The following is a 13,700-nucleotide window of genomic DNA, read 5'->3' as shown; positions in this document are numbered from 1 at the left end:
CCCCCCACCGCTCGTCCGGTTGGTACTGGGGGTGCAGCGGGCCCGCGCACCCCGCGCGGGCCACGTCCATGCCCTGGTCCACCACGTTGCTGATGGCCTGGATGACGGTGGTGGGGATGGTGGAGCCGCCGGGGCTGCCCACCGCCAGCATCACCTGCTTCGGGTCCTCCTTCGCGAACACCAGCGTGGGCGACATGGAGGACAGGGGCACCTTGCCGGGCTGGATGGCGTTGGGCTCCCCGGTGACGAGCCCGTACGCGTTGGGCACGCCCGGCTGCGCGGCGAAGTCGTCCATCTGATCATTGAGGAGCACGCCGGTGCCCCGGGCCACCAGGCACGAGCCGAAGCTGTAGTTGACCGTGGTCGTCATCGCCACCGCGTTGCCGTCCTTGTCGATGACGGAGATGTGCGTGGTGTTCTTGCGCTCGGGCTCCGGGGTGAGGGGCTGCTCGTCCTGGCTCAGCGTGGAGGCCGGGCCGCCCTTCAGCGGCGCCAGCAGCGACGCGCTGGGCGTGGCCTTCTTCGGGTCGATGCTCCCCGCCAGGTCCGCGATGTGGCCGGGCGACGTCAGCCGCTCCAGCGGCACCTCCACGAAGGCCGGGTCGCCCAGGTACTTCGCGCGGTCCACGTACGCGCGCCGCACGGCCTCCACGTAGAGGTGCAGCGACTCCGGGTCGCGGAAGGGCAGGCCCTGCGGCCGCAGCTGCTGGAGCATGCCCAGCACCTGCACCACGGCGAGCCCGCCCGCGCTGGGCGGCGGCATGGTGAGGACGCGGTGCCCCCGGTAGGTGGTCTCCAGCGGCGCGGGGCTGCGCGTCCGGTAGTTCGTCAGGTCCTCCTGCGTGAGCAGCCCGCCCGCGTCCCGCACCGTCTTCACCAGCGCCTGCGCCACCGGGCCCGCGTAGAAGGCCTTCGCGCCGCCCTTCGCGATGCGCTCCAGCGTGCGCGCCAGGTCCGGCTGCTTGATGAGGTGACCCAGGGGCGGCACGTCCGGCGTGCCCTGCGCGTCGGGCGTGAGGAAGATGCGCGCGGCCTCCGCGTCCTGGCTCAGGCACTTCGTCCGGCCCCTGGCCATCTGCTGGTACTTCGGCGTCACCCAGAAGCCCTGCTTCGCCAGCCGGATGGCCGGGGCCAGCACCACCGCGGGCTTGAGCTTGCCGTGCCTGGACAGCAGCTCCAGGTAGCCCGCCACCGCGCCCGGCACCGCCACGCTCAGCGCGCCGTCCGTGGACAGCCCCGGCACCAGCGCGCCGTCCTTCAGGTACATGTCGCGCGAGGCGCCCTTGGGCGCCACCTCGCGGAAGTCCAGCACCCGCGTGTCGCCGGACTTCGCGTCGTGCACCAGCGCGAACCCGCCGCCGCCCACGCCGGAGTGGTAGGGGCCCACCACCGCCGCCACGAACGCCGCCGCCACCGCCGCGTCCACCGCGTTGCCGCCCTTCTCCAGCATCTGGAGCGCGGCCTCGCTCGCGGGCGGATACGCCGTGGCCACCGCACCTCCCCGGTAGGGCCGTGCCGCACCCGCCTGGGTCGCCACCAGGAACACCGCGAGTCCCAGCGCGCGGAACAGGCTCCGTCCCGCGGCTCCCATGTGTGTTTTCCCCACCTGTGGACGCCTTTCCTTGTGATTTCCGGCCGTTCCCTAATGCACCATGCGCCGCGCCCGGACCAGGGTTTCAACGGGACAACATTTTTTTCCTTGGATTGTGAGCACAAGAGGAGCACTCTTCCTTCATGTGCAGCAACGGGCGGTGCTCATGAGTCCTCCGAACCCCGTGGAAAGCCCGACGTCGGTTCCGACCGCGGCGTCCCCCCCGGTGCGGCTGACGACGTTCCTGAAGCCGCGCTTCGGCATCACGGTCCAATGCAACACGTTGTGTGTAGCAGTCAGCGCACGCCCCTCCCCGGAGGCCCCGCGGTCCGCGTTGGTGCCCGGGCGCGGTTGACGAGTTGATCGGCGGTCCCTAATTCTCCGCCGCATATGACAGCTCTGGCGGCGGTTGTGCTGTGCGCGGGCAAGGGCACGCGGATGAAGTCGGAGAAGGCCAAGGTCCTTCACCCCATCCTCGGCCGTCCCCTCTGTGCCTATCCCTTGATGCGGGCCCTGGAGCTGGGCGCCACGCACGTGGTGCCGGTGGTGGGCCACCAGGCTCCGGAGGTGGAGAAGTCCATCCGCGCCCACTTCCCGGACGCGCCCCTGCGCTTCGCGCTCCAGAAGGAGCAGCGGGGCACCGCGGACGCGGTGAAGGCGGCCGAGGACGCGCTGAGGGGCCACGAGGGCCGCGTCCTCATCCTCTATGGAGACGTGCCGCTGCTGCGCAAGGAGACGCTCCAGGCGCTGCTCGCCGCGCACGACGCCGCGGGCGGGGCGCTGGCGCTGGTGTCCACCACGCTCCCGGACCCCACCGGCTACGGCCGCGTCATCCGCGAGGGCGGCAAGGTGGCGCGCATCGTGGAGCACAAGGACTGCACCCCGGAGCAGCGCGCGGTGAAGGAGTGCAACGCGGGCATCTACTCCGTGGACGCGGCCTTCCTCTGGCGGGCGCTGGCGGAGATCAAACCCGTCAACGCGCAGGGCGAGTACTACCTCACGGACCTGGTGGAGATGGCCGCGGAGGTGGGCCCCGTGGGCGCGGTGGACGCGGACGCCACGGAGACCGCGGGCGTGAACGACAAGGTGGAGCTGGCGGCGCGCGCCCGCGTCCTCCAGCAGCGCATCAACGAGGCCCACATGCGCGCGGGCGTGTCCATCCAGGACCCGGCCACCGCGTACATCGAAGAGGGCATCACCATCGGGACCGATACGGAGATCGGCCCGAGCGTGTCGCTCATGGCCGGCACCGTCATCGGGAAGGGCGTCACCATTGGCCAGGGCAGCGTGCTCACGGCGTCTGTCGTGGCGGATGGCACCCACATCAAGCCCTACTCCGTGCTGGAGGAGGCGCGTGTGGGCGAGCGTTGCGTCATCGGCCCGTTCTCCCGGCTGCGCCCCGCCACGGAGTTGGCAGAGGACGTGCATCTGGGGAACTTCGTGGAGACGAAGAAGGCCCGCATCGGCAAGGGCAGCAAGGCCAACCACCTGACTTACCTGGGCGACGCCGTCATCGGTGCCGGCTGCAACATCGGCGCGGGCACCATCACCTGTAACTATGACGGGGTGAACAAGCACCTGACCGAGCTGGGCGATGGCGTCTTCATCGGCTCGGACAGTCAGCTGGTGGCGCCGGTGAAGGTGGGGGACGGCGGCTATGTCGGCGCGGGCACCACGGTGACGAAAAATGTGCCTCCTGGGAGCCTCGCTGTGTCCCGCGCGCCGCAGGTGGTGAAGGAGGGGTGGGTGGCGGCCAAGAAGGCACGACAGACGAAGGTGAAGGCGGGGTAGGTCGGGTGCTCGCCTGCCGTTCGGTCGGCGGGGCGGGGTTGGGCGTGAACGGATTTCCCGTGGTTTGCTCCGGCGGCCGCGGGACGAGAAAGAGGCAGGAAGAACATGTGCGGGATTGTTGGCTACGTCGGTGACAAGGAATCGGCCCCCATCCTGGTGTCGGGGCTGAAGAAGCTCGAGTACCGGGGCTACGACTCGGCGGGCGTCGCGGTGGTGGGCGGCAACCAGCTCAACGTGGTGCGCGCCACGGGCAAGCTGCGCAACCTGGAGAACCGCGTGGTGCAGGACCTGCCCAAGGGCACCACCGGCATCGGCCACACGCGCTGGGCCACGCACGGCCGTCCCTCCGACGAGAACGCGCACCCGCACACGTACAAGAGCGTGGCCGTGGTGCACAACGGCATCATCGAGAACCACCTGGCGCTGAAGGCGGAGCTGCGCTCGCGCGGCCACGCCTTCTCCTCGGAGACGGACTCGGAGGTCTTCGCGCACCTCATCTCCGAGGAGGTGGAGCGCGGCGTGGACCTGCCGGACGCGGTGCGCGCGGCCATCCGCCAGGTGAAGGGCACCTACGGCCTGGTGGTGGTGTGCGCCGATGATCCGGGCCGCATCGTGTGCACGAAGGACGCGTCGCCCATGGTGCTGGGGCTGGGCCAGGGCCAGAACTTCGTGGCCAGCGACGTGCCCGCCCTGCTCGAGCACACGCGCGACTTCGTCTACATGGAGGAGGGCGACCTGGCGGTCGTCACCGCGGCGAAGATCGACATCTTCAACCGCGACGGGAAGCGGGTGAACCGCCCCACGCGCCGCATCGACTGGACGCCGATGATGGCGGAGAAGGGCGGCTACAAGCACTTCATGCACAAGGAGATCTGGGAGCAGCCCCGCGCCATCGCGGACACGCTGCGCGGCCGGATGCTCCTCACCGAGGGCGACGTCCACTTCGAGACCTGGAACCTCACCCCGGAGCAGGTCCAGTCCTTCACCAAGGTCACCATCCTGGCCTGCGGCACGTCGTGGCACTCGGGCGTGGCCGGCAAGCACATGATCGAGTCGCTGGCGCGGCTGCCGGTGGAGGTGGAGCTGGCCAGCGAGTTCCGCTACCGCGACCCCATCGTGGAGAAGAGCCACCTGGTCATCGCCATCAGCCAGTCCGGTGAGACGGCGGACACGCTCGCGGCCTTCAAGGAGGCGAAGCGGCTGGGCGCGCACACCATGGCCATCTGCAACGTCATCGGCAGCGCGATGACGCGCGAGGCGAACCTGCACGTCCTCACCAACGCGGGCCCGGAGATCGGCGTCGCGTCCACCAAGGCGTTCACCACGCAGCTGGTGACGCTGTACCTGCTGGCGGTGAAGCTGGGCCGCATGCGCGGCACGCTGTCGGTGGCGGGCGCGCAGGAGCACCTGACGCACCTGACGCAGGTGCCGAAGATGATTGAGGAGGTCCTCAAGTGCGAGCCGCAGGTGAAGCGCGTGGCGCGCGAGTTCATGAACGCGCAGGACTTCCTCTTCCTCGGCCGCGGCCCCATGCACCCGGTGGCGCTGGAGGGCGCGCTCAAGCTGAAGGAGATCTCCTACATCCACGCGGAGGGCTACGCGGGCGGTGAGATGAAGCACGGCCCCATCGCGCTCATCGACGAGAAGATGCCCGTGGTGGTCATCGCGCCGAAGCAGCCGCACATCGCCTACGAGAAGATCATCGGCAACATCGAGGAGGTCCGCGCGCGCGGCGGCAAGGTCATCGCCATCCTCGACGAGGACGACTCGCAGGCGGACAGCCTGGCCGACCACGTCATCCGCATCCCCGCCGCCTGCGCGCTGCTCGCGCCGGTGGTGGCCACCATCCCGCTGCAACTGCTCGCGTACCACGTGGCGGAGATGCGCGGGAACGACGTGGACCAGCCGCGCAACCTGGCCAAGAGCGTGACCGTCGAGTAGCGCGCCAGGGCGTCCACGCCTGAGCGCGAGCGAGCCCGGACTCCCTTCACAGGGGGCCCGGGCTCCTTCGTTTCCGCGGCTGCGTGGGCGCTACTTCTCGTCCGCCAGCTCCAGGAGCACCTCCAGGTCCGCGGCGGCGTCCAGCGACTCCAGCAGCTCCAGGTTCTCCACCACCTCGCGGTCCTCGTCGGTGAGCGGGGGCTCCGGCCGGCGGTTTTCGGCGGGCGCGGGCGGGGCCTCCGGGTGCACGGCCTTCGGGGGCGCGGGCGCGGAGTCCTCCTTGGGCGTCGGGGGCTGCTGCGCGGACGCGGGCACGCCCGCCGCGAGCGCGAGCAGCAGCAGCCAGCAGGGCGCGGGCCTCACGGGGTGCGCCGCCTCTCGCGCAGCCGCTCGCGGGCCTCCTGCCGCTGCTCCCGGGACATCTGCCGCCAGCGGCGCATGTTCTCCAGCAGCTGCTCGCGGCGCTCCGGGTGTTCCTTGAGGTAGGCGCGCATCCGCGCGCGCAGCTCCGCGCGGCGCTCCGGGGTGAGGCCGCGCAGCTCGCGCACCTGCTCGCGCACCGCCTGCCGCTCCTGGGGCGACAGCTTCTGGAAGTCGCGCAGGTTGTTCCTCAGCCGCTCGCGCTCCTCCGGGGGCAGCTGCCGCCAGCGCTGGAGGTTCGCGCGCACGCGGGCCTGCTCCTCGGGGGACAGGGCCTTGAACTCGCGCAGCTTCGCGCGCAGGGCCTCCTTCTGCTCCGGCGAGAGCCGCTCGAAGCGCTCCGCCGCGGTGGGCGCGGGGGCGTTGGCCGCGCGGGCGGGCACGCCCAGGAACAGCGCCACCGCCAGCACGCCCGCGGTCATTCTTCCCAGCATCACGGCACCCCCAGCTCGTGGAGGTTCTCGACGACCTCCAGGTCTTCGGAGCTGTCGAGCCCCAGCACTTCGTAGTCCTCGACCAGCTCCAGGTTCGCCGCCACCTCCAGCGCGCCTGGATCCCACTCCTCCAGCGCGGGGGCCTCGCCGCGCATGCGCCCCGCCACGAGCAGCGTCAGCACCGCCGCGGCGGCCAGGCCCGCGGAGGGCACCAGCACGCCGGGCCTCATGAGGTGGGCCAGCCGCTCGCGCCAGGTGGGCGGCAGCGCGTCCACCCGCGCCAGCAGCGCGCGCCGGGCGGACGGAGACGGCGTGAAGGCGGGCAGCTCCGCCATCCGCGCCACCGTGAGGCGCAGGAGCCGCTCCGTCCCCTGGCACTCCGCGCAGGTGCCCAGGTGGGCCTCCACGCGCGCGCGGTGCGGGGGCGGGAGCTCCCCGTCCACGTAGGCCGTCAGGTCTTCTTCGAACGCACAGCTCATGCCCGACTCCTCGCGGGCACGGCGCCCGCCTGCAACGCTTCAACCCTGCGCGCCACCGCCAGCGTGGCCCGGTGGATGAGGCTCTTCACGGCGGCCTCGCTCGCCTCCAGCGCCTCGGCGATGTCCCGGTACGCCATGCCCTCGAAGCGGCACATGGTGAACGCGGCCCGCTCGCGGTCGCTCAGGTCCTTCAAGGCCAGGCCCACCGCCGCCTCCAACTCGCGGCCGCTCAGCGCCTGGTCCGGCCTCTCTGCGTCGGGCCCTGGCATCCGCATCGCCCCCGCGTCTTCCTCCGCCGGGGCGTCCGTCGTGAGGCGCGCGACGCGGTACTCGCCGCGCCGCAGCTCGTTGAGGCAGTGGTTCGTCGCCACCCGGAAGAGGAACGTCTTGAACCGCGCCGTGGGCTTGTAGGACCGCGCGTGGCGGTAGAGCTTCACGAAGATGTCCTGCGTGAGCTCCTCCGCCCGCGCCGCGTCCCCCACGAAGCGGAACGCGAAGCGCGCCACGCTCGCGTGGTGCCGGTCGAAGAGCCAGGCGAAGGCCTGCTTGTCGCCCGCCGCCACCTTCAGCATCGCCTGCGTGTCCGGGTCCCAGTCCATCCGTGAGGCCCCAAACCCCGTTGCCCGCTGGAAGTTGCGGGCAAGCTCACTTTGAACCCCACGCCACGCCCCGGTTACAGTTTCTCCACCGTGTCCGATGCTTTTCGCCCACGTTCGCGCACACCGGCTCCCCACCTGGGGGGAGAGGTGGAGCCCCCGTCGGACCTGGCGCCCTGGGAGGCGCCGGCGCAGGGCGGCACCCCCACCCCGCCCACGGACTCGCCGCTGCCCATGTTCCTGCTGGCGCAGCAGGCGCGGCGAGCGGAGGGGGACGAGCGCAAGCGCCTGGCCTGGAACCTCAACCAGCTCCTGGAGGAGCTGGGGGCGCAGGGCGGGGGCCGGACGGAGGCGGACGCCTTCCACCGGCTCCTGGAGGGGGGCAACCTGGACGGGCTGGTGGACTCCGACGGGCGCTCCTGCCGCGCCACGGCGGTGGAGTCGCTCCTGGCGCTGGGCTTCCCCTATGCCCTGGAGGTGCGCCCGGAGGACCTGGAGCACCTGAAGGAGGCCCCCGTCCCGGGCGCGCGGCTGACGCCGCCCCGGGGGGGCCCGTTCCCGGCCCTGGCGGTGGGGCTGGGCGCGCTGGCGCTCCAGGTGGTCCTGGGGCTCACCGGCGTCGTCATGCCTGGCGGGCTGCTCATCCTGCAGGGGCTCCTGACGCTGCTGTCCCTGGCCGTGCTGACGGTTGCCTCCGTGGGCTCTCCCCTGTATCGCGGAGCCCTGGCGCTGCTGACGGTGGTGTCCGGGCTCGGGTTGGGGATGGTGCTGGTGCCGGACGTTCCGGCGGGTTGGGCGGCCGGATTGGGGGGCCTGGTGGCCGCCTTCCTGGCTGCCCTGCGCAAGAGCTGACCGCCAGGACCCGAAACGGATGTCAGGGGGGTGGACTAGGGTCTACCCATCGCGTACTAAAAGCGCGTTCAGGTGGACCGGGGTGGTCCACTCTTCCAAGGAGCGACGGGAAATGGCCGTGAATCAGGAGAAGGAAAAGGCGATCGAGCTGGCGCTGGCGGCGGTGGAGCGTCAGTTCGGCAAGGGGTCCATCATGCGGCTCGGCAACGACGAGCCCATGATGAAGGACGTCCAGGCCATTTCGACGGGTTCGATTTCACTCGACATCGCGTTGGGCGTGGGCGGCGTGCCGCGCGGCCGCATCATCGAAATCTTCGGGCCGGAGTCCTCCGGCAAGACGACGCTGTGCCTCCACATCGTCGCGGAGGCGCAGAAGCGCGGCGGCGTGTGCGGCTACATCGACGCGGAGCACGCGATGGACGTGGGCTACGCGCGCAAGCTGGGCGTGCGCACCGACGACCTGCTCCTGTCCCAGCCGGACACGGGCGAGCAGGGCCTCGAGATCGCGGAGATGCTGGTGCGCTCCGGCGCCATCGACGTGCTGGTGGTGGACTCGGTGGCCGCGCTGGTGCCGAAGGCGGAGCTGGAAGGCGAGATGGGCGACGCGCACATGGGCGTGCAGGCGCGCCTCATGAGCCAGGCGCTGCGCAAGCTCACGGGCACCATCTCCAAGAGCCAGACGTGCGTCATCTTCATCAACCAGATCCGCATGAAGATCGGCGTGATGTTCGGCAACCCGGAGACCACCACGGGCGGCAACGCGCTGAAGTTCTACGCGTCGCAGCGCATGGACATCCGCCGCGTGGGCGCCATCAAGAACGGCGAGAACGTGGTGGGCAGCCGCACCCGCGTGAAGGTCGTGAAGAACAAGGTGGCGCCGCCCTTCAAGGAAGTGGAGTTCGACATCATGTACGGCGCGGGCATCTCGCGTGAGGGCGACCTCATCGACCTGGCCTCCAACGAGAACATCATCGAGAAGAGCGGCAGCTGGTTCTCCTTCAAGGGAGAGCGCATCGGCCAGGGCCGGGAGAACGCCAAGGAGTACCTGCGCGAGCACCCGGAGACCTACAAGGAGGTCGAGGCGCTGGTGCTGGAGAAGTACGGCATCGGCAAGACGGCGGGCGCGGCGCCCGCACCCGGGGCGGAGGCAGCCGAGCCGGCGGAAGGCGAGAAGCGCCCGCGCGTGAAGGCCGTGAAGTAGCCCGCGGACATGCACCGCCGCGCACCTCCGGGGGGAGCGGCGCGGTGGGTGATGCGGAGCAGGGGCCGGTCCCAGGTGCTGGGGCCGGCCCTTTCTTCTTCACCATGAGAGGGATTGGCGCGCGTGACGCGCGCGGTCATCACCGGGCTGTCGCCGGGATGTTTCGTGTGGAGGACAGAGCGCCTCTAGACTTCGCGGTCCGGGAGCCCCTTCACCCCTGCTCCCCGCTGGAGTCCACCGCCTTGTTCAACTCCTTCAAACGCCGCACGTTCCTGCAAGCCGTGGTTGCTGTCGCGGCGACGACGACCTTTGGATGCTCCGACGACGACTCGACGGAGACTTCGGATGGCTCGCCCTATTTCCCGCAGTCGCTGGCGTCGGGTGACCCGCGTCCGGACAGCGTGGTGTTGTGGGTGCGCGTGGAGGACGCGGACCGCGCCGGGGAGGACCTGCCCCTGCGGCTGGAGGTCTCCCCCACGGAGGACTTCAAGTCGCTGGTGCTGGACAAGTCGGACCTGACGGCGCGGGCGGAGCATGACCACGCGGTGAAGGTGAAGGTCACGGGCCTGTCCGCGCGCACGACGTACTACTACCGCTTCTCCTACGAGAAGGACGGCCAGCGGCACACCACGCGCGTTGCTCGCACGCGCACCGCGCCCGCGGCGGGGGACGACGTGCCGGTGAAGTTCGTCTTCGCCAGCTGCCAGGACTTCATTGGCCGCTACTACAACGCCTGGCAGCGGCTGTTGCAGCTGGACGCGGACCTGGACTTCATCGTGTTCCTGGGCGACTACGTCTACGAGACGACGGGCGACACGTCCTTCCAGTCCGACGGCGGTGGCCGCTCGGTGCGCTTCAGCGCGCCGGAGGAGGCGCTGCCGCAGGGCACGGGGCTCACCGCGTTCCTCGCGGCGAACTCGCTGTCCAACTACCGCGACCTCTACAAGACCGTCCGCTCCGACCGGCAGCTCCAGGCGGTGCATGAGCGCTACCCGTTCATCGTCACCTGGGACGACCACGAGTTCTCCGACGACTGCTGGCAGGACGTGGCCACCTACGAGGATGGCAAGCGGGACGAGACGCAGCTGGACCGCAAGCTCAACGCGGAGCAGGCCTTCCTGGAGCACATCCCGCTGGACACGGTGCAGTCCCCCGCGGGCGCCATCGACGTGGGCAGCGAGCCGCGCTTCCCCCACTCGCGCATCTACCGTGACTTCGACTACGGCAAGCACCTGAAGCTGCTGGTGACGGACTACCGCAGCTACCGGCCGGACCACCTCATCCCGGAGGACGCCTACCCGGGCGGCGTGGTGCTGGACCAGACGCTCCTGGGCGCGGCGCTCCAGGGGCAGCCGGAGGAGGTGAAGCAGACGTTCCAGGCGGACACGTTCGCGTACGTGAACATCGACGACGCGGCGTACGCGGCCCAGAAGCAGGTGCTCCAGGGCGTGTACCTGAGCCAGGCGAAGGCCGCGGGCCTGTCGGACGCGGAGGCCGCGCAGAAGGCCGCGCAGTGGGTGAAGGGGCCGGTGGCGCTCTACTACGCGAACCAGGTGCTGAGGGCGGTGAACGCGCAGTTGGTGATTCCGCCGGCGGACAAGCCCAGGGGCTTGGCGTACGCGCACATGGGCAAGGGGGCGCTCTTCAACATCCAGGGCTCGCGCTACGTGGTGGTGAAGGACACCTTCGACCTGTTCGCGGCGGTGAACTACCAGCTGTCCGCGGGCAAGAGCGAGGACGTGTTCGGCCCGGACCAGGAGGCGTGGTTCCAGCAGACGGTCACCGCGGCGACGAACACCTGGAAGCTGGTGGTGAGCTCCACGTCGCTGTCGGCGCTCATCTGGGACTTCCGGCAGCAGGCGGACATCACCGACCCGACGCTGCGCCAGCGCTTCTACTTCAGCGCGGACCAGTGGGACGGCTTCCCCACGAAGAAGAAGGTGCTGCTCAACACGCTGAAGGCGCAGGGCGTGCAGAACGCGCTGTTCATCTCCGGGGACATCCACGCGTCGTTCGCGTCGGTGGAGGAGGGCGTGCCCGCGCTGACGGCGCCGGGCATCACCTCCGGCTCCATCAAGAGCCTGGCCAGCCTTGCGCTGATCGGCGCGGGCTACGCCACGGGGGCGCCGGTGTACCAGCACGCCGTCACGGAGATGGAGAAGACGCTCATGGCGTCCAACCCGGGCCTGCGCTTCGCGGACGCGGACTCGCACGGCTTCGTGGTGGTGGAGGTGAAGGCGGACGAGACGCTCGCCACCTTCCACCTCATCCCCGCCGCGGAGGTGGCGAAGGACTACTCCAAGCGCGCGGACAGCGAGCTGGAGGCGAAGTTCACCACGCACACCTTCCGCGTGAAGAACAACGACATCCAGCCGGCCTGAAGGTCGTCTGAAGCCTGAAGGGCCTCCGGGGCCGCGTGGGAGCACTCCCACGCGGCCCCGCTGCTTTTGGACCTTTGACTCAAGACGCCCTGGCGTTGCGTGCCTGGGGGGCGCGGGGCTGTTTCATGCTGTCGCGGCTGCCCGGGTCAAACCAGACGCATTGGCAGGAATGACCCAATCCGTTTCATCTCACTGAAATCGGGTGGCCGTGTTGACGCAAAGTTTTGGTACGTGTTACTTGTGTTGACGAAACTCCCGCTTGTTTCGCTCTGCCGGACCTCCCCGCGGTCTACGAGCAGTCATGAAAACCAAGTTATCGGGTCCTGGCTTCCGTCAGGCCTTGTCCGCTGTCTTGCTGACAGGGTTGGGAATCCACTTCGCCATCACGCTGGCGTTCTTGACCCCTCTCAATCCGGTGAAGTTGTCTGTCCTTGGATGGGTGGACGGCTACATGCGTCCGTTCTTCTCCCAGCGCTGGACGCTGTTCGCCCCTGACGTGGAGGCGCGCACGCGGCACGTCTACGTGTCCTGCCGGGGCGCGGAGGACTCGGGGGCGCCGAAGGAGGAGCCCTGGGTGAACATCACCGTGCCGCTGCTGGAGCTGAAGCAGAAGTATCGCCTGACGCCGGCGGACCGGCTGGAGCGGGCGCAGCTGGTGGGGCTGGGGCAGCTGACGGCGGCGGACGACGAGTACACGGCGCGGCTGTTGTCGAAGCCGGAGGACACGGAGGTCTACCGCCGGGCGGTGGCGGAGGCGGAGCGGAGCCGCACGGCGCGCAAGCGGCTGGGGGCGCGGCTGTTGACGCGGGTGGCGTCGTCCGCGTGCCGGTCGCTGTACCCGGGGCTCCAGGTGCGCGAGGTGCGCGCGCGGATGGCGACCATCGTGGCGCCGCCCTTCTCCCAGCGCATGACCGCGGACGCGCCCGGGGACACGACGTGGATGGAGCTGCCCTGGCAGCCGGTGGAGGAGGTGGCGGCTCCATGAGCACCGACCCTTCCGTGGCTGCGTCCTCCTCCCTCCTGGGGGCCTGGGGGCGCTTCACCGCGTGGCAGTCCCAGCCGCGCTACCTGGTGGGCGCCAGCCTGTTCCGCCTGTGCGCGGGCCTGGCGGTGCTCATCGAGTACCTCATCAATTACTCGCAGCGCGGCTACCTGTTCGGCCCCGCCGGGCTCTACCCCTACGACGTCTTCGTGGCGGACGTGGCGGGCTCGCCGCGCGACTTCTCCGTGTATGCCTGGAGCGCGTCGCCGCTCTACTTCGAGGTCTGCTACCACCTGGGCATCGCGGTGGCGGTGCTCTGGTTCCTGGGGTGGCGCACCCGCTGGCTGACGCCCTTGCAGTGGGCCTTCGTGTGGTCGCTCCACCAGCGCTTCCCCGGCATCTGGGATGGCGGGGACAACATCATCCAGCTGGTGCTGGTGTACGCGTGCTTCGCGGACGTGAGCGCGTACTTCTCCCTGGACGCGGAGCGGCGCGGGGCGGGTGGCTCGGCGGAAGCGGCCCTGGGGCCGGTGGGGGCGCTGTTCCACAACACCGCGATGCTGGCGTTCGCGGTGCAGATCAGCCTCGTGTACGGGCTGGCGGGGCTCTACAAGGTGCAGGGGCAGGTGTGGCAGGACGGCACGGCCCTCTACTACGCGTTCCGCGGCGGGCAGTTCGTGATTCCGGGCGTGACGGAGTGGCTCTACCGCAGCGCGTTCGTGGTGACGGCGCTCTCCTACGTCACCGTCGCCTTCCAGGTGGCGTTCCCCTTCCTGCTCTTCCTCAATCCCCACACGCGGCGGCTCGCGGTGGTGATGGGGTTCACGTTCCACCTGGGCATCGCGCTGGTGCTCGGGCTCATCACCTTCTCGCTGTTCATGACGTCCGTGGACCTGGCGCTGATGGGGGATGAGGAGTACCGCGCCATCGGCGGGTTCCTGGCGCGACAGCGACAGCGCTTCTTCTCCCGGCAGTCCGACTCCGCCGCGCTGGCGGAGCCCCCTCCAGGATCTCACCCTCCCGCCGCATGAG

12 protein-coding genes are annotated in these 13,700 nt (G+C 70.1%); 7 read left to right on the top strand and 5 right to left on the bottom strand.

Annotation, left to right across the window (positions count from 1 at the left end; translation table 11 throughout):
• Positions 1 to 1,591, bottom strand: a 1,591-nt coding sequence (gene ggt / locus U8525_RS21210; protein ID WP_374268099.1) for a gamma-glutamyltransferase, incomplete at its 3' end; no start/stop codon positions are given.
• Positions 1,592 to 1,981: 390 nt separating this feature from the next.
• On the opposite strand from ggt, the gene glmU reads away from it, so the two are divergent.
• Together glmU and glmS are read left to right on the top strand one after the other, a co-directional pair.
• The gene (glmU, locus tag U8525_RS21205) at positions 1,982 to 3,382 is read left to right on the top strand and encodes a bifunctional UDP-N-acetylglucosamine diphosphorylase/glucosamine-1-phosphate N-acetyltransferase GlmU (protein ID WP_374268098.1); all 1,401 of its coding nucleotides are present in this window, start codon (positions 1,982 to 1,984) and stop codon (positions 3,380 to 3,382) included.
• A gap of 105 nt (positions 3,383 to 3,487) precedes the next feature.
• Positions 3,488 to 5,323, top strand: coding sequence for a glutamine--fructose-6-phosphate transaminase (isomerizing) (gene glmS / locus U8525_RS21200; RefSeq protein WP_374268097.1), 1,836 nt, complete (start codon positions 3,488 to 3,490; stop codon positions 5,321 to 5,323).
• 90 nt (positions 5,324 to 5,413) lie between these two features.
• Here the strand turns inward: glmS and U8525_RS21195 are convergent, their stop codons facing one another.
• Genes U8525_RS21195 through U8525_RS21180 form a run of 4 tightly spaced genes read right to left on the bottom strand, consistent with a single transcriptional unit; the run spans position 5,414 to position 7,255 of the window.
• Complete coding sequence (locus U8525_RS21195; RefSeq protein WP_374268096.1) at positions 5,414 to 5,686, bottom strand: hypothetical protein; 273 nt, start codon at positions 5,684 to 5,686, stop codon at positions 5,414 to 5,416.
• Positions 5,683 to 6,177 carry a DUF3106 domain-containing protein gene (locus tag U8525_RS21190; protein ID WP_374268095.1) on the bottom strand — a complete coding sequence of 165 codons (495 nt, stop codon included), beginning with the start codon at positions 6,175 to 6,177 and terminating at the stop codon, positions 5,683 to 5,685. Before U8525_RS21190 ends, U8525_RS21195 begins: the two co-directional genes overlap by 4 nt.
• On the bottom strand, positions 6,177 to 6,656 hold the full coding sequence (locus U8525_RS21185; RefSeq protein ID WP_374268094.1) for an anti-sigma factor: 480 nt from the start codon (positions 6,654 to 6,656) through the stop codon (positions 6,177 to 6,179). The genes U8525_RS21190 and U8525_RS21185 overlap by 1 nt, the downstream gene beginning before the upstream one ends.
• Positions 6,653 to 7,255, bottom strand: coding sequence for an RNA polymerase sigma factor (locus U8525_RS21180; protein WP_374268093.1), 603 nt, complete (start codon positions 7,253 to 7,255; stop codon positions 6,653 to 6,655). The genes U8525_RS21185 and U8525_RS21180 overlap by 4 nt, the downstream gene beginning before the upstream one ends.
• A 147-nt stretch (positions 7,256 to 7,402) precedes the next feature.
• Between U8525_RS21180 and U8525_RS21175 the strand changes: the two genes are divergently transcribed.
• The 5 genes from U8525_RS21175 to U8525_RS21155 all read left to right on the top strand — a co-directional run bounded on the left by U8525_RS21175 (position 7,403) and on the right by U8525_RS21155 (position 13,699).
• Positions 7,403 to 8,104, top strand: coding sequence for a hypothetical protein (locus U8525_RS21175; RefSeq protein WP_374268092.1), 702 nt, complete (start codon positions 7,403 to 7,405; stop codon positions 8,102 to 8,104).
• A gap of 112 nt (positions 8,105 to 8,216) precedes the next feature.
• Entirely contained in the window at positions 8,217 to 9,305 is a 1,089-nt protein-coding gene (gene recA / locus U8525_RS21170; protein WP_374268091.1) for a recombinase RecA, read from the top strand.
• Between the two features lie 158 nt (positions 9,306 to 9,463).
• Positions 9,464 to 11,686, top strand: coding sequence for an alkaline phosphatase (locus tag U8525_RS21165; protein WP_374268090.1), 2,223 nt, complete (start codon positions 9,464 to 9,466; stop codon positions 11,684 to 11,686).
• Between the two features lie 301 nt (positions 11,687 to 11,987).
• A complete protein-coding gene (locus tag U8525_RS21160) occupies positions 11,988 to 12,671 on the top strand; it encodes a DUF5819 family protein (RefSeq protein WP_374268089.1) in 684 nt (227 codons plus the stop codon).
• Positions 12,668 to 13,699: a hypothetical protein gene (locus U8525_RS21155; RefSeq protein ID WP_374268088.1), complete on the top strand. Its 1,032-nt coding sequence runs from the start codon at positions 12,668 to 12,670 to the stop codon at positions 13,697 to 13,699. The genes U8525_RS21160 and U8525_RS21155 overlap by 4 nt, the downstream gene beginning before the upstream one ends.
• The last annotated feature ends 1 nt before the right edge of the window (position 13,700 follow it).

Origin of the sequence: Corallococcus sp. RDP092CA, from assembly GCF_041903675.1 — a bacterium.
Lineage (GTDB): Bacteria > Myxococcota > Myxococcia > Myxococcales > Myxococcaceae > Corallococcus.
The sequence above is the reverse complement of the archived record's forward strand: the minus strand, read 5'-3'. Positions and strand labels throughout refer to the sequence as shown.